The sequence below is a fragment of the Fischerella thermalis PCC 7521 genome (assembly GCF_000317225.1).
Taxonomy (GTDB): Bacteria; Cyanobacteriota; Cyanobacteriia; order Cyanobacteriales; family Nostocaceae; genus Fischerella; species Fischerella thermalis.
On sequence record NZ_AJLL01000046.1, the window covers coordinates 23868 to 40961 of the forward strand.

Consider the following 17094-nt stretch of genomic DNA (forward strand, 5'->3'; position numbering starts at 1 on the left):
TGTTTAATCATCGTCATCATCTTGATCTCTAACACCGTCATCATTTTTGATTTTTGATGATGGTGCTGTGGGTTTATTTGCAGGGATTGACAAGGACTCTTGTTTAAGAGGAGGTGGCGTAGTAGGTGTAACTTGTTGGTTTAATGGTGTGCTAGGGAGTGCGGGGACTGTAGAGTCAGATGAGGTATTAGGTATAGCTTGATTAGGAGAAGTAAGTGGCTTATTTAACAAAGGCTGTGGTGCAAAAGCAGGATTATTTGTATAGTTTCGTAAAGCGAGGAAAGCAGCTGTAGCAGAAGCGATCGCTGCTAACGCCCCTACGACTCTCGCAATTACATCAACTTTTTTGTACTTAATCTCTAAGTCCTTATACTTTTTCTCATCCTCACTGCTCATTGTTAGCTGCTCTCCACAACCCTCTAGTTTAGGTTAATATTGATTGCTGTCTGGGTATACTATCCTTAGATAGAAATGCTACCTGTTGAGTTCTACAAAGCGATCGCCTTCTCCTCATTTGTTTGTTCTTGACTTAGGGAATCCAAAATTCCCAACATTTCCTGCTCAAATGCTACCTGGGCGCGATTAGTTTTGCCACCCACATATAGACGTCCATCTATCTGCAAAGCCCAAATTTGGGAGTGGGAAAAATAACTCATCACCACACCCAACATCAACAAGGCAAACCCAGTATAAACAATAGGAATTCCTGGATCAGCTTTAATTTGTAAACCGGTACTACCAACCACATCCAAAACAGTCAGTTTCACACCATTGATTTGGGTGGACATACCTGTCCGCAAAGTGTTGAATAGTTGACCTGCGGCGTCATAAATTAACACTGTTCCTTGTAAATCTTTGGCTAGTAACGAGACACCCTCACTTAAATCTGGTTTAGTGGGAATCCAGGTTCCCCAAATACGGCTATTACCATTGGTATTTAATAGCGCCATTGGTATCTGAAAAACGGGGCTTTGGTTCACCCGCACTCGCACAGCAGCAATTCCCCAGTCTGTTTGGTAAAAAGTCACACCCCGATAGCGCAGAGGTTGATTAACAAAAATTTTCTTGTGATCAACTTCTTGGTTTTGGTTATTTAAAACGGATAAATCTGAGTAAAACTGGTCAATACTGCCACTAGGAGTATAATCAATCCAAAAACGATTCACACGTACAGACCAATCTTTAGGTATGCGTGTGGCGGCCCAAGGACCTGCATCAATAATATTTTTAACTTGGAATGTATTACCACTAGCAACCATTTCCTGGGCCATAAATCCAGTCATCGCCCCCCAAATTGACCCCAAAAGAATCACAACTATACCAATATGTACAATGATTGGACCAATGCGTCCAATTATGCCTTTGCGAGCATAAAGAATATTAGTTTTATCTGTTTCTTGAAAAACTTTATAGCTGCGGTTCTTTAATATTTGCTTAAGGGAATCAACAGAACCATTATCTAGTTCTGCACTCAATGCTAACTTCGTAAATTGTCGGGGTTGATCATAAAATTTCCAACGACGGGCTGCTTTTAAAGCAGGTAACTGACGGGTAAAAGTACAAGCAGTCAAGCTAGTACCAAAAAATATCAGTAAAGCTAAAAACCACCAGGTACGATAAACATGATCTAACCCCAAAGTTAAAATAACTTTCCAAGATAGAAAACCAAATAAAGCTGGGTGTTCTGGATAATTAGCTTGGTAAAAATCCAGTGATTGACCTTGTTCAATGACTGTACCGGTGATACTAAACAGAGCAATAATTAGTAAGAGTGCGATCGCTAAACGTAAATCTGTTAGTACAGGTAAAAAATCCTGTCGTAATATCCGCGCGATCGACCATCCGTTTGATTGTTCTGTAGATTGTTCAGTAACTGTATTATTTGTATTGTCTAAAGTCATTTGAATTAATAAATTATGTAGTTGATCGTTGGTAGTTGATTGTTGGTAGTTGGTCGTTGGTAGTTAATTGTTGGTAGTGACAACATCCAAACAACAAATATCAAATAACTGACGACAAACGCCAAACAACAAACAACCATCAACAAAAAACCCTATTAAAAAGAAATCCGAGAAACGAGAGAAAAAACACCAAATCCTACTAACAACGCCCCGCTAATTGGGTTAATCCAACCAGACCAACGGCGTAATTCTAGTATCTTTTTAATCGAAGCAGTAAAGGTACCTGCCAAAATTAATGGTGCTACATAACCTGCGGTGTAGGAAATGAGCAAAACCGCACCTAAAATTAAGTCTTGTGTATTAGCAACCCAACCTAATAAACTTGCCAAAACAGGAGTACTGCAAGGAGAAGCAACTAAACCAAAACTCAGACCGATCGCATAGGCGCGCACACCTTGGGGTAATTCTTGAGAAATCCACTCTGTACCACCAAAAGAGGGCATTTGTAAGGGTAAAGCTTCTAGCAAATTCAGGCCCATCAGGATAGCTATAACGCTAACAATAATTGGTAAACCAAAACCGATTTGACCGTAGACTTTTCCAACCAAAGCTGCTACGATTCCTAAACTTGCAAGCGTAGTTGCTAATCCAAAAGCAAACCAAGTAGACTGGGCAGCAGCTTGTAGGCGGCTTTTCGCTTCGTAACCGCCGATGTAGCCGATAGTGATAGGCAACATAGACAGCATACAAGGTGTGAGACTGGTGAGTAGCCCAGCAATAAAAATAACACCTATGCTTAGTAAACTCAGGTGCGCCAACTGATTAGAGACAAGGGAGTTGGCGAATTGTTCTAGTTCGTAAAACTGGGTTTGCAGGTTTTCAAGCATGGGCTAGATAAATGGAAAGTCCTTGCACTGCTTGAATTGTAGCTTAATTTGCGCTAATGGGTGGGAGTTATCAATCACAGTGTCACTGGATGAAAGATGCGATCGCCACATCACTTTAGTTGTTGTATAACAAAGTAACCAATCCTAGCTGTTATGAAGATTGCTAGGCTGGAGGTATTTCCAATATTATGGGTGTGTTGTTTTCATTCAAAACGAAACAACCTGTGATATCAAGTCCGGCTAATTGCTTACGATATTATGCTTCGGTTTAGGTAATTGGTTTTTCCCATTACCCTTCTGGTTCGCTACTTTGCCATCTCGGCATAAGCCAAGACGGCAAGTAGTCTCACCGATTACCCATTGCCAATTACCAACCCACGCAACAGTATAAGTATTTAAGCGAACATGATATGAATATTATCGTTCTATCATACATCTTCCACCAAAATATAAAGACGCCAAGTGATTCTTAGCGTCTTTGCATGAAATAAATTTGGCTGTTTTACCCTATACCATCTCGGAGGATGTCTGCACTACTGCTTGGGGTTGTGGTTGGAACATAAACAAGGAGTAGACCACATCTCGACGAATATTGGTCATCATATCCAAGAAGAGTTCGTAACCCTCGGTCTTGTATTCAATCAATGGATCTTTTTGACCGTAACCCCGTAATCCTACGGATTCACGCAAAGCATCCATTTGTTGCAGGTGTTCTCGCCAGAGGGTGTCAATTCGCTGCAAGATAAAGAAGCGTTCAGCTTGGCGCATCAATCCGGGTTGAATTTGGTCTATTTGCGCTTCCTTCATGTCGTAGGCGATCCGCACTTGTTCGTGCATGAAAGCTTTAATCTCACTCATTGACATATCTACTAGTTGAGATGATTGTAAGTCTGCTAGTAGATAAACAAATTCTTTGACTTTTTCAACTAACTTGTCTAGTTCCCACTCTTCTGAAGGTAAGTCTGGATTAATGTAGTAGTTAACGATGTCATCCATCGTTCTTTCAGCGTACTCGATCACTTGTTCTTTGAGGTCTTGTCCTTCCAAAACCCGGCGGCGTTCAGCGTAAATAGCACGGCGTTGGTTGTTCATCACCTCGTCGTACTCAAATACCTGCTTACGGATATCGTAGTAGTAGGTTTCAACTTTTTTCTGAGCGCCTTCTAAGCTACGAGTCAGCATCCCAGATTCAATTGGCATGTCTTCCTCTACACGGAAGGCTTCCATTAATTTAGCAACGCGATCGCCACCAAAGATCCGCATCAAGTTATCTTCTAAACTGAGGAAAAATCTGGTGGAACCAGGGTCGCCTTGACGTCCGGCGCGTCCCCGCAACTGGTTGTCAATCCGCCGTGACTCGTGACGTTCTGTACCAATTACGTGTAAGCCTCCCAGTTCTACTACTTCTTGGTGTTCCCGGCTGGTGAACACTTCATACTCCTGCTTGATGCGGTTGTAAGCTTCCCGTAATTTCTGAATTACAGGGTCTTCAGTGGGAGCTTTTTCGGCGGCGATAGCAACTTTTTCTTCTGCTTCCAATTCTGGCAGACTACGTTCACCATAGGCTTTGACTGCCATTTCTACTGCTTGCTTGAGTAGTTGTTCTGCTTCTTTAGAAAGCTGAGTTGGGAAAACCTGGGGGGAAGCTTTCCAAGTTTTGACTTTCTTGCCAGGGGCAAAGCCTTGTCCACCACCAGAAGCGGGAGGCAAACCAGCTGCCCTGTGGACGCTAAACATAGCTTCATCTTCTGGCTTGACGATCCGGGGCATGAAGTATTCCCGCATCTTCAAACGAGCCATATATTCAGCGTTACCACCCAAGATAATATCCGTACCTCTACCAGCCATGTTAGTGGCGATAGTCACAGCACCTTTGCGTCCTGCTTGAGCGACAATCTCCGCTTCTCGCTCCACGTTTTCTGGTCGGGCGTTGAGCAATTCGTGGGGAATGTTCATTTGCTTCAACAACTGGCTGAGATACTCAGATTTTTCCACACTTGTAGTTCCCACCAATACGGGTCTACCAAGTTGGTGCATTTCGGCACATTCTTTGGCGATCGCTCGCCACTTGCCCGCCTCATTCTTAAACACCATGTCGGACAAGTCTTCCCGTCTTCTGACGCGGTTGGTAGGAATGACGGTTACTTCCAGTTTGTAAATTTTTTCAAATTCGGCTTCTTCCGTTTTTGCCGTTCCTGTCATTCCACCTAATTTTGGATAAAGCAAAAACAGGTTTTGATAAGTAATGGTCGCCAAAGTTTGAGTTTCTGGTTGAATCTCTACGTGTTCTTTGGCTTCAATTGCTTGGTGCAGACCATCACTCCAACGCCGTCCAGGTAGAACCCGCCCGGTAAATTCATCAACAATGACTACTTCTCCGTTGCGGACAATATAGTTAACGTCCTTCAAAAACAGTTCTTTGGCTTTAATCGCGTTGAAAACAAAGTGCGCCCAAGGATCTTCAGGGTCAAATAAATCTTTTACTCCCAACAGTTGTTCTGCTTCCGCAAAGCCTTCATCCGTTAGCAGGACGTTACGGGCTTTTTCATCTACCTCATAATGCTCATCTTTTTGTAAAGCGGCGGCGATCCGGGCTGCTTCTATATATTTTTCTGTGGGGCGTTCGACTTGCCCAGAAATAATCAATGGTGTCCGCGCTTCGTCAATTAAAATTGAATCTACCTCGTCAATCACACAGTAGTTAAATGGGCGCTGCACTACATCCGTGATTGATGTTGCCATGTTATCCCGTAGGTAATCAAATCCTACCTCACTGTTGGTTACATAGGTAATATCACAGTCGTAGTTTTTTTTGCGCTCTTGGGGGGTCATACTAGCCTGAATCAGACCTACACTCAAACCCAAGAAGCGATGCACCTGCCCCATCCATTCCGCGTCCCGACGAGCCAGGTAATCGTTAACAGTAACTACGTGTACACCTTTGCCCGTGAGAGCATTTAAATAGCTAGGTAAAGTTGCTACCAGGGTTTTACCTTCACCAGTTTTCATTTCGGCAATTTGCCCTGTGTGCAAAATCACACCACCCAGCAACTGCACATCAAAGTGCCGTAGCCCTAAGACTCGCCGTGCGGCTTCCCTGACTACAGCAAAAGCTTCGCTGAGAATGTCATCAAGAGTTTCGCCTTTTGCCAGACGCTGCTTAAACTCTGCTGTTTTGCCCTTAAGTTCTTCATCAGAAAGGGCTTTGATATCTTCCTCTAAGAGGTTAATTTCAGTGATGTAAGGTTGGTATTTTTTAAGCTTACGAGCGTTGGGGTCGCCCAACAAAGTTTTTAGCATGGCAGATTATTTAGCAAAATCAACGGGGACGGGAATTTTAGATTTGGGTTATTGATTATATGGATTTGACCCAACTGAGTTTTATCAGTTATTCAGTTGTCAGTTATCAGTTATCAGTGTTGTTCTTTGGATCAAAGTTTCCCACCAATTGGTGGTAAGTCGCAGCTAGTTGTTCGTTGCGGGTAAAATACCCGACGATACAATTGATAACTGGTAACTGTTCACTGTTCACTGAATTTAATACTCTATAAATTGGTTGGCAGTGGACAATTTCAACCAAAGCAGCAACAAGACAAACTAAATCTAGTTACTAAATGATGGCTTTAAATTAGAAGTTTATATTTGAAACTTTATTAATAGTATCATTTCGCTTCCAGATGAGGCAGTGAAGCCCGACCATGCTCAAGTAGCGATCGCCGTTCTTTGTGGAGTAAGGGGTGTGAGGGGTGTGAGGGGTGTGAGGGGTGTGAGGAGTATGAGAAGTACAAGGATAAATATTTCTTTTACTCCTCACACTTTCCCCACTCCTCACACTTCCCCACTTAATTAGAATTCTCCCACTCCGGAGTTAGACGGCGGAAGTTATACTCATTGGCACTAGGATGACAGGAGACACAGCTATTGATCTCCACAGGACGTGGCAATTTAACTTGGGGATGCAAAGCTTTGAAAAAACGAGAACTGTTGACTCGATAGGGAATTTGTTCGTCTTCTAGAATCGGACGGGAAAAAGTGGAAAGATATCTCCAAACCAAAAGCCGTGGTGGATCGACAAGAGGCTGAATTTGACCGCCGTAATGTTGCGAGTCTTGCAGGATATTTTTCCAAGTCTGGGTGGGTAAAACTTGTGGTGGTAGGGCAATGTGGCAACTAGAGCAATTTTCTAAGTAAAGTTCTTGTCCGAGTTGGTACTGAGCAGGTACTACATCTACAGTGCCTATTTCAGAGGTAGGAGTTGCACCTTGGGCATTTGTTGCGAAGGAGATGAGCCAACCCATAGCCAAACTCCAAGTTATGGCTACTAACAGTAAACCTAAAGATTTTCTCTGAAGTTGGCGATGCTTGCGATACTTAGTTAGATTAGTCATTCCTCACACTCATTAGATTTTAAATTTTGAAGAAGACAGATAATAATGAATTTAAGGAATAGGAACTACTCGCAATAATCTTTCCATCACAGTTTTAGCACTGCGTCCACCTGTGGGGATGAGACGATGACAAAGAACATGAGGAGCAAGAAATTTCACGTCATCGGGAATAGCATAATCACGCCCCAATAAAAAAGCCAGTGCTTGAGTAGCTCGATGTAACGCTATCGTACCACGGGGACTTACTCCTAAGGTAATTTCCTCATCGCATCTCGTTGCCCGCACTAAGTCAAGGATATACTGTTGCAAGGAAATATCTACCTTGATTTGAGCTACGATTTGCCGCAATTCTTGGACTTCTGCCAAGCTAATACAAGGCTGTAAATCGGCAACATTAACTCCTTTGTGCAGGCGTTGCAGCATTTGTAGTTCTTCTGCTTGGGAAGGATAACCCAAACTCAAGGACAGCATAAATCTGTCCATCTGTGCTTCTGGCAGAGGAAAAGTACCTTGGTATTCAATCGGGTTTTGAGTAGCAATCACAAAAAATGGTGTGGGAACAGCACGGGAGACCCCATCGGCTGTTACCTGTTGTTCTTCCATAACTTCTAGTAAAGCCGATTGAGTGCGGGGTGTAGCGCGGTTGATTTCATCAGTTAACAAGACATTGGCGAATACTGGACCAGGAAGAAAGTGAAATTCGCCGCTTTTGGGATTCCAAATGTTAGTGCCGGTGATATCGGTTGGTAGTAAATCAGGAGTGCATTGTAGTCTTTGAAACTTGCCATCAATCGACCGGGCGAGTGCTTTTGCTAAGAGAGTTTTACCGACTCCCGGCACATCTTCAAGTAAAGCATGACCACCAGCTAGTAAAGCAACCAGAACTAAGCGTATTGCCTCTTTTTTGCCAACAATAGTGTAAGCCAAATTTTGTGTGAGGGCGTCAATTTTGTCTCTCATAATAATTGGGGATTGGGTAGCGGGCGATGGGGAACTCGGGGCCCCTGGTGGGGATTAGGGGCAGTGGAGAGATGGGGAGTGTGGGGAGTAATGTAGAGACGCGCTGTTTGAAGCGTTTGGGAGTGTGTGGACGCGCTTTGCGCGGCTTCCCGTAAGGGTGGAGTGTGGAGAGAATAATATAGTAACTAATTCCCTTTGTCCCCCTTGTCTTCCTTGTCTTCCTTGTCCCCTTTCCTTCATTAGTGTTCCCTTAGCGAGACAAAATTAACACTCAACACTTAAAAAAAGCTCTAGCGGCACTACAGTCTAGTTGAATTTGTGTTTTTAGTGCTTCTAGATTAGGAAATTTTTGTTCTGGTCGTAAAAACTTTTCGAGATGCACCGCCAGTTTTTTACCATATAAATCACCAGACCAATCAAACAGATGGACTTCTACTGAAAGATGAATACCATTGACTGTAGGGCGATTACCTATATTCATGACACCAAAATAGCCATTTCCCATAACATCTAATATTTCATTCACGGTAAAGACACGGACTGCATAAACACCGTGGTGAGGCAGAAACTTATCTTTGGGTAATTCCAGGTTAGCGGTGGGAAATCCAATAGTTCTGCCAACTTGTTGACCTTGAATCACAGTACCGATGAGGGTGTAAGGTCGTCCCAACAATTGGTTTGCTCGTTCGATATTGCCACTAGCAAGAATTTCGCGAATCAGTGAACTGCTAATCCGAGTCTGTTGGTACACCTGGGTTTTTTTTTCTTGAGATTCTGCACAAGTTTCTAGAGAGGTGATAGTAACAGGAATGTTGTATTTAGCAGCAATGATTTGTAGATCATGAGCAGTACCACTACGTTTAGAGCCAAAACGAAAATCTTGCCCGACGCTAATTTTTACTGCTTGTAATTGTTGAACGAGAATTTTTTCTACAAATTCTTCTGGAGTCAAAGCACATAGTTCTTTATCGAAGGGTAATAGTACTAGTTGTTGTACTCCAAGCGATCGCAACTGCTGGACTTTTTCATCCAATGGTGTGAGCAAACTCCTGGGTTTACCTGTAAAAAACTCTTGGGGATGAGGATCGAAGGTGACGACGGTCGAGTAGATGGAACCGTTGTGGGGTGGTGGGGTAACTTTCTCCCCATCTCCGGTTCTTTCCATCTCCGGTTCTTCCCATCTCTCAATCTCCCCATCTTTCCTAAACGGCGGCAGAATTGGTTGGATCACTCGTTGATGACCACGATGTACACCGTCAAACTTGCCAAGCGCGACAGCAGTTGGCGTGAGAGCCAATTCAGGTGAAGATGTTACCCACACAGAACACCCATTTTGAGACAAATTTGGCACGTCGATTCTGGGATTTTAGGTTTGTTCAGCTTGTTTGCTAACCCTCAGGGAATTGCCTTTGTGGGCGTTTTTAGCCTGTGGTAGGCGCTTTCAAGACATTTAACGCTATCAGCCTTTGTCTTGTGACTAACTCATACCACAGACACCCAAAGGGCGCTTACCTGTAGAATAAGCTCTTGATCACCAATCTAATCTAAAATCTAGAATTACTTCCTTGGCAATATCTACACAGAAAACTTACTAATAGGAAAAGATTCTGATAAAGGAACTGAAACAGGAACCTGAAGCACCATTCCTTCCCGTGCCATAACTGCACCAGAAAATTTCCGACGTGCTTCTTCCCCTACACGATCTAAAAATTCATCATTATGGGCAGGATCGTGGTGAAAAATTACTAGTGTCTTAACATTGGCGGCTTTGGCCACTTTCACAGCTTCTTGCCATGTAGAATGTCCCCAACCAATTTTAGGATTGGTCGGTGAATGATATTCTTCATCGGTGTATGTGGAATCGTAAATCAGGATATCAGCGTCACGGGCTAGCCACAAGACATTTTCATCTAGCCTATCTGCAAAATGTTCGGTATCTGTGATGTAAACAGCAGCACCACCACGCCAATTGACCCGGTATCCAACTGCTTCACCTGGATGATTAAGTGGAGCCGTTTCTACGGTAATATCATCAATACCTATGGCTTGTCCTGGTATAACATCGTAGAAATCTAAGTTTGCCTGCATAATTTGCAAGGGAACAGGAAAATTCGGATGCAGCATCTGGTCATTGAGACGCTGTTCTATGGTTGAACCATCAGGAGCGATCGCCCCATAAATATGAAAGGTATTTCCCTTCACAAAGCCTGGTGTAAAGAAGGGAAAACCTTGCATGTGATCCCAATGGGAGTGAGTGAAGAATATGTGAGCTTCTATAGGCATTTTGGGCAACAAAGATTGCCCTAAAACATGTAGTCCCGTGCCACCATCAAATATTAAGCGTTTGCCATCCACTTGCATTTCAACGCAAGGGGTATTACCTCCGTAATGGACAGTGTTTGGTCCCGGACAGGGGATACTGCCACGAACGCCCCAAAAATGCACGGTAAATTGGTTCTCTATCCTTGACATGGGTGTTGCTTGCTGGACTGAGCGGGCGGTCATCCGATTTTAGATTTTAGATTTTGGATTGGCTCCACAGATTAATCTGGGGGCTTGTACCATGAAAGAATTATCGGTCAATCAAAAAATGTTACTTATTGTGCTAAGTTTATGCCGTTTCACTTGTTTTGATAGATATGGAATTTATTGGTAACACAGCATACCTTGACCCAGGTTGATTTTACTCAAGTTGAATCAGGTAAACTCTAAGTCAATCTCAAGTTTTTCGAGTTTTTATAAGGGTTATCTGCAAGTGCGCTCCTACTTTATAGCCTATATTTAATCGTGATGCATTTAACCATCACTTAGATCTTGCACTTACTTTTTCGTCCGCCAAGAAATAAATTTTACTAGTCTTTAGCTCAAGTAAGCTAAAGCTCACTGGATATACATTTGAGTCCGTTTTAACTGACTTGGGCTATGAGGGTTGAACTTCACTTCAAGGGGTACTCAGGGCGAGGTGCTCCTAAAACCTACTTTAGTTTGAAGTTCCACTGGGATAATTGATGCAACCCTGTGCCATAGGTCAGGTTATATTGTAATGGCGTCACACTAATGTAGTTATCACGGACGACATGCACGTCCATAGGTATATCTTGAGGCAAATTCAAACCTACTGGTGGTTCTATATCTTCTAAAACCTCTCCGGTTAACCAGTAGTAAGTTTTACCACGCGGATCAATTCTTTTATCAAAAACATCAACGTAGCGTCGCACTCCTTGGCGAGTGATGACAACTCCGGAAATTTCTTCCCACGTCACAGCAGGAATGTTAATGTTAAGCAACATCAAATCCACCAAAGGTTTTGCTGCTAGATATTCCACTAAGATTTTGGCAAATTTCGCTGCGGGTTGAAAATCTCTATAAGAGAAACTAGTAAGACTAAGTGCCACACTGGGAATACCTTCAATTAAGCCCTCCATTGCCGCAGAAACAGTACCAGAATAAAGAATTTCTGTTCCCAAATTCGCACCTTGATTAATACCAGAAATAACCAAGTCGGGGGGAGAATCAAGCAAGGCCCATAGTGCTAATTTTACACAGTCAGAGGGAGTACCATCACAAGCCCAAGCTTTGACGGCAGGATGAAAAATAGACTCGACAATTTCAGCACGAATTGGTTGATGTAAGGTCAGCCCATGTCCAGTGGCCGAACGTTCTCGATCCGGACAAACTACAGTTACTTCATGTCCTGCTTCTGCCAATGTATTAGCAAGGGTGCGAATACCCAGGGCATAAATCCCATCATCGTTACTGATTAGTAATTTCATTTGTTGATTACAGTGCATGTGTCATTTGTCATTTATTAAGTCATTAGTCAATAGTCTTTGGTTAATTGTCAATGTCATAAGTCACAAGATATGAAAAAAGGGATTGGGAATCGGGAATTGGGGAGACAAGGGGGACGACTTGGGGGACGACAGGGAAGAATTTCTCCTTTGTCCCCAATCCCTTGGGGAACTCCCCGTTCCCTAATATCGCTTCTAAACTGGTAGTAGCAGGTTGCGTTGCAACCGTTGCCTTTGATGCACAATTGACTTATTAATTAATTTGATTAGTCTTTTGTCGTTTGTCATTAGTCCCAAGTTAATGACCAATGACCAAAGAAAGGATGAAGGCTGAAGGATAAAGGATTAAGTATAAAAAATTTTCATCCTTCATACTTCACACTTCATACTTTAGATGACCAATGACTGTTGATTATTAACTAATGACAAGTAATTTAGAGACTCAACTTTTGGCACTGCAAGAGGAAGGAGAAAAAGCGATCGCAGCTGCCACCACCTTGGAAACTCTTGAGGAATTAAGAGTCAAGTACCTGGGCAAAAAAGGTAGTTTATCAGTGCTTCTGGGCGGTATGGGTAAACTCCCAACAGAGGAACGACCAAAAATTGGTGCGATCGCTAATACAGTTAAAGAAGCACTGCAAACAAGCCTTGACCAGCAACGCACGGCCCTGGAAGCAGCTCAAATTCAAGCACAGCTGGAGGCGGAAACTTTAGACGTCACAATGCCGGGAATTTACCGCCCTCAAGGTCGAGTCCATCCGATCAACGGTATGATTGATCGGGCGCTGGATATTTTTGTTGGTATGGGCTACACGGTGGCTTCTGGCCCAGAAATGGAAACAGACTACTACAATTTCCAGGCCCTAAATACCCCGCCCGATCACCCCGCCCGCGATATGCAGGATACTTTCTACTTGCCAGATGGTAACTTGCTACGGACTCATACCTCATCGGTACAAATTCGTTACATGGAAGCCGAGGAACCCCCTATCCGCATTGTTGCACCAGGAAGGGTCTATCGAAGAGATAACGTGGATGCTACTCACGCGGCAGTGTTTCATCAAATTGAACTTTTGGCAATTGATGAGGGACTAACTTTCACCGATCTCAAAGGCACAATCAAAGTATTTTTAAATCAGATGTTTGGAGATTTGCCTATCCGCTTCCGTGCCAGTTATTTCCCATTTACAGAACCATCTGCGGAAGTTGACTTACAGTGGAATGGACGCTGGTTAGAAGTGATGGGCTGCGGTATGGTCGATCCAAATGTGTTGAAAGCGGTAGGATACGACCCAGAAGTTTATACTGGCTTTGCTGCTGGTTTTGGTGTGGAACGCTTTGCTATGGTGCTGCATCAACTGGATGATATTCGTCGTGTGTATACTAGCGATTTGCGCTTTTTGCAGCAGTTTTAAAATCGTTATTTGTCATTGGTCATTTGTCATTGGTCATTTGTTTAAGTAATGATCAAATGTACGGGCGAAGCCTTTGGGCGATAATTGATTGGTTTTGTGGAAAGATTACTCATCAAATGCTTCGCCCCTACGACAATTATCACAATGACCACAACGCCAATTTTCACCCTTTTGATGAAAACCAAAGGCGTTTAACAAAAACTGCCAACGGCACTGCTTGGTAGTAAGATATTTATTCATCTGCTTGGCGGCGTGCAATTGACTTACAGGCTGAGTTTTCTTACTAGACACAATGGTGTAGTGAAAAGGGTCAAGCCAGTTGAGTTGACCAGTACTGTGCAACAGAGAAAGAGCAATAGCAGCATCAGGATATTGTCGTGTGACTGCGTTTATTTCCCCTGTTTTTGGTAGTTTTTTGATTAATTGCTGTGCTTGTTGCTGTTGCGATCGCATTTTATCCTCAAAAAACTTCTGCCTTTGCTTGTCTTCTGGATCTAACCAACCCGTAGGTTCACTTACCAAAGTTAATGTCTGTGCTGGTTTACCATCTCGTCCGGCGCGTCCAATTTCCTGTACATACTCTGATAAAAACAAAGGTGCGTGAAAGTGAACCACCCAACGGACATCTGATTTGTTTATCCCCATACCAAAAGCAGAAGTACAAACAACAAATGGCATTTTCCCTTCTATCCAAGCAGTTTCAATCATGCGCCGTTCTTCTGCACTCAGTCCTGCATGGTAACTGGCTGTCACATAACCCATCTGTTGCAGCCATGCAGCTATATTCTCGCTATCTCGCCTGCTGCGAACATAGACTAATCCCGCTGTTTGTTGTTTTTCTCTGATAAATTTGAATAATTGTTGCTTTCTATCCCTTGGAGTCCAAATTAATCGGACTCTTGGGTTAAGATTAGGACGATAGGGGTCTAAAAGAAAGACTGCTGGTTGGTTTAGTTGTAAAGTTTCTTGGATGATTTTTTGGGCTAGAGGATCGGCAGTGGCAGTGAAAGCGGCTAGCGTTATTTTTGTTCCTATTGGTTTTGATTTCAACAATGCTGGCCGCACTGCCCCAATTCTTCGATAGGCAGGTCTAAAAGTGTCTCCCCATTGCACTAAACAATGTGCCTCATCTAATATCAAGCCGTTAATTGTCAGTTGTGGCTGGCATAATATTTGCCATACTGGGGGGCTAAATAAAGTTTCTGGCGATAGATATAATAATCTCAACTTTTGTTGTTCTAAAGCTTGCAGAATTTTTCGTCGTTGCCAAGATGACAATTCGCTATGTAAAAGTGCAGCGCTTAACTTGTGTTGGCGTAGTTCTTGAACTTGATTTTCCATCAGCGCTACTAGAGGTGAAACTACCAACGTTAACCCTGTTTGTAACAACGCGGGCAACTGAAAGCAAATAGATTTTCCGCCACCAGTAGGCATGATAATTAGTGCATCATTTTTTGCCAATAAACTGCGGATAATTTCTCCCTGTGGCGAACGAAAATCTTTGTAACCCCAAATTTCTTGAAATGCAACCAAAACGTCATTCCAGGATATTTTTGCAGAGTTATTCATGAGCAGCAGCGGATGTATTTAAATTTGAATATATCCTCTACTGAAAGATTCCTGGCTCAGTAATTTTATATATTTTAGCGATCGCTTCAAGTTACGTATGCTTGTTATTACCCCTCAATCCCCCTATAACGGCAGGACTGTTTCATTCTCGCAGGAAAAATGGCTGAATTAGGGTCAAACCCCATAAAGACTCTCTAGTAGGAGTACTGGAAATACCTCTATCAAGAGCAACAATTTACTTATTCAAAAACACTCTAATTAATTGATAAGCGCCACTTTTTCCTAAAGTTTGATAGCTATTTGATTGCAAACCCATTTCTGGAAACTTTTTCGGTTGAGCTAAAACTAAAATTGAATCAGATTGTGTTTTATTCACAGCCTCCTTTCTCACATAATCGCCCGCGGCTGCACTCATTTTGATGTAATTTACAGGACGTTGGCTATAAAAAACAACGGTGGGTTTTTGAAAGCCAACCATAACTAATTCTTCACCTGGTTTTTGGACTTGGACTGCGATCGCTGACAATTCTCTTAAAGGTAACTGACGTTCTTGATCTATCAAAAATAAGGCTGGAGTCAGGACAAAAATTAAAAACAGCGCAAATGCCAACAAATTCACACCAATCAACAGACGCCAACGGCGACGCAGTATTACCACTGCCAATACCACTGCACACACTAACCAGATCACGCTTCCCAACGTTGTCAAACCTGACTGTTGCAGCATTTGGCGAAATTGTGGTGCAGCCGGATCAGCACCTAACAACCGGGGTACGTAAAATAGTGCTACTGCGATCGCTGATACAAATATTACGTTGACCCAGCCAGTCCAGAGGAGGGAGGAAGGGAGAGGGGGAGTGGGGGAAGTAATGTAGAGACGCGCCATGGCGCGTCTGGGAGTGTGAGAAGTAAGGATATCTGTTTGTTTGCTTAACCTATGCTCTTTGAGTAAATCACTCCACAAAAGTCCTACTAGGATTGCTGCTGCTGGCATTAAGGGTAGGACATAGCTAGGAAGTTTGGTAACGGCAATGGTAAAAAAGCCGAAGATGCTCACAAACCAGAAAAAGGCAAATAAACCAAGCTGTTGCGATCGCTCTTGAGAACACCAATAGTTGCGCTGCCAAAATTTCAGCCTTGCCATTGATAGCGGCAAGTACACTGAGTATGGAGCAAAACCCAGTAATACTACCAGAAAGTAAAAATACCAGGGAGCTGTATGACCATTGACTACTTCTGTGAAGCGCTCAATATTGTGGTAGCCAAAAAACGAGTTAATGTAATTCCAGCCATTGCGCCAAGTCACCAGCACGTACCAAGGCAGTGATAAGACCAAAATAATTAGCATACCTAGCAAGAGGCGCATTTCTCGCATCACCTCTCGGAATTTGCCCAGATAGAGCAAAAACGCGCTGATAATTAGCCCTGGTAAAACAATACCCACCGGTCCTTTAGTCAAAATTGCACCAGCAATTAGTACGTAGCAGGCGAGATACCATTTCTTGGGGAGGTGGGGATTAGGGACAGTGGGGGGAGTATGGGGAGTGTGATATTCTCCGTGTCCTCCTTGTTCTCTGTCCCCGATCTCTGATCCCTCCTGACTTGCGTATCCCAAAAAAAAGCACAACAATGCTGATCCTATGCAGCCAGTGAGTAGCATATCCGAGACACCTGTTCTTCCCCAAACAATCATTTCGGGATTTAGTGCCATTACAGCTGCTACTACGCCAGCAGTTAACCAGCGCCTGGAAGGGCGAAAAACTTGTTCCAAAGCATCTTGTTTTGCCAGTTGCCATTGCACAGTATAAAAAGCCAAGCTAATGACAGCCATTGCCGCGATCGCACTTGGCAGACGTACAGCCCACTCATTCACACCAAAAATACTGTATGCGATCGCTTGACACCAGTAAATCAAAGCAGGTTTATCAAAGCGAGTTTTGCCGTTGAAAAACGGCGTGATCCAATCACCTGTTGTGTACATTTGGCGGGAAGCTTCAGCAAACAAAGGCTCGGTTTCATCTATCAGCCCAATACTGCCCAAATGCCAAAAAAATGCGATCCCACCAACTAAAATCAACCACAAGGTTGACAGTGCGATCACAAAGGCTGGACGTTTGCCAATCCTAGTTAACAACTGGTCAAGTGCGCGAATTGTCATTGAGTCACAAGTCAATGGTATAGGG

General features: G+C 43.2%; 12 protein-coding genes. 1 reads left to right on the forward strand and 11 read right to left on the reverse strand.

What is annotated here, in order from left to right; all coding sequences use genetic code 11:
- Nucleotides 1-3 precede the first annotated feature (3 nt).
- The 9 genes from UYK_RS0110410 to surE all read right to left on the reverse strand — a co-directional run bounded on the left by UYK_RS0110410 (nucleotide 4) and on the right by surE (nucleotide 11909).
- Nucleotides 4-396 carry a hypothetical protein gene (locus tag UYK_RS0110410; protein ID WP_016871371.1) on the reverse strand — a complete coding sequence of 131 codons (393 nt, stop codon included), beginning with the start codon at nucleotides 394-396 and terminating at the stop codon, nucleotides 4-6.
- 92 nt (nucleotides 397-488) lie between these two features.
- Entirely contained in the window at nucleotides 489-1901 is a 1413-nt protein-coding gene (locus UYK_RS0110415; RefSeq protein WP_016871372.1) for a cytochrome c biogenesis protein, read from the reverse strand.
- Nucleotides 1902-2056: 155 nt separating this feature from the next.
- A complete protein-coding gene (locus UYK_RS0110420; RefSeq protein ID WP_009459947.1) occupies nucleotides 2057-2788 on the reverse strand; it encodes a cytochrome c biogenesis protein CcdA in 732 nt (243 codons plus the stop codon).
- A gap of 507 nt (nucleotides 2789-3295) precedes the next feature.
- The gene (gene secA / locus UYK_RS0110425; protein ID WP_009459946.1) at nucleotides 3296-6088 is read right to left on the reverse strand and encodes a preprotein translocase subunit SecA; all 2793 of its coding nucleotides are present in this window, start codon (nucleotides 6086-6088) and stop codon (nucleotides 3296-3298) included.
- A gap of 542 nt (nucleotides 6089-6630) precedes the next feature.
- Nucleotides 6631-7176 (reverse strand): cytochrome c, encoded by a 546-nt coding sequence (locus UYK_RS0110430; protein ID WP_009459945.1) that lies wholly within the window; start codon nucleotides 7174-7176, stop codon nucleotides 6631-6633.
- Between the two features lie 51 nt (nucleotides 7177-7227).
- Nucleotides 7228-8136 (reverse strand): AAA family ATPase, encoded by a 909-nt coding sequence (locus UYK_RS0110435; protein WP_009459944.1) that lies wholly within the window; start codon nucleotides 8134-8136, stop codon nucleotides 7228-7230.
- Between the two features lie 271 nt (nucleotides 8137-8407).
- Nucleotides 8408-9487: a bifunctional riboflavin kinase/FAD synthetase gene (locus tag UYK_RS0110440; protein WP_009459943.1), complete on the reverse strand. Its 1080-nt coding sequence runs from the start codon at nucleotides 9485-9487 to the stop codon at nucleotides 8408-8410.
- Nucleotides 9488-9711: 224 nt separating this feature from the next.
- On the reverse strand, nucleotides 9712-10608 hold the full coding sequence (locus tag UYK_RS0110445; RefSeq protein WP_026086427.1) for an MBL fold metallo-hydrolase: 897 nt from the start codon (nucleotides 10606-10608) through the stop codon (nucleotides 9712-9714).
- Between the two features lie 503 nt (nucleotides 10609-11111).
- The gene (gene surE / locus UYK_RS0110450; RefSeq protein ID WP_026086428.1) at nucleotides 11112-11909 is read right to left on the reverse strand and encodes a 5'/3'-nucleotidase SurE; all 798 of its coding nucleotides are present in this window, start codon (nucleotides 11907-11909) and stop codon (nucleotides 11112-11114) included.
- 440 nt (nucleotides 11910-12349) lie between these two features.
- On the opposite strand from surE, the gene pheS reads away from it, so the two are divergent.
- Nucleotides 12350-13342, forward strand: coding sequence for a phenylalanine--tRNA ligase subunit alpha (gene pheS, locus UYK_RS0110455; RefSeq protein WP_009459940.1), 993 nt, complete (start codon nucleotides 12350-12352; stop codon nucleotides 13340-13342).
- Between the two features lie 105 nt (nucleotides 13343-13447).
- Here pheS and UYK_RS0110460 read toward each other — a convergent pair whose 3' ends face one another.
- Both UYK_RS0110460 and UYK_RS0110465 read right to left on the reverse strand, forming a co-directional pair.
- On the reverse strand, nucleotides 13448-14911 hold the full coding sequence (locus tag UYK_RS0110460; protein WP_009459939.1) for a RecQ family ATP-dependent DNA helicase: 1464 nt from the start codon (nucleotides 14909-14911) through the stop codon (nucleotides 13448-13450).
- Between the two features lie 235 nt (nucleotides 14912-15146).
- Nucleotides 15147-17069, reverse strand: a complete 1923-nt coding sequence (locus UYK_RS0110465; RefSeq protein ID WP_016871373.1) for an ArnT family glycosyltransferase — start codon at nucleotides 17067-17069, stop codon at nucleotides 15147-15149.
- Between the last annotated feature and the right edge of the window lie 25 nt (nucleotides 17070-17094).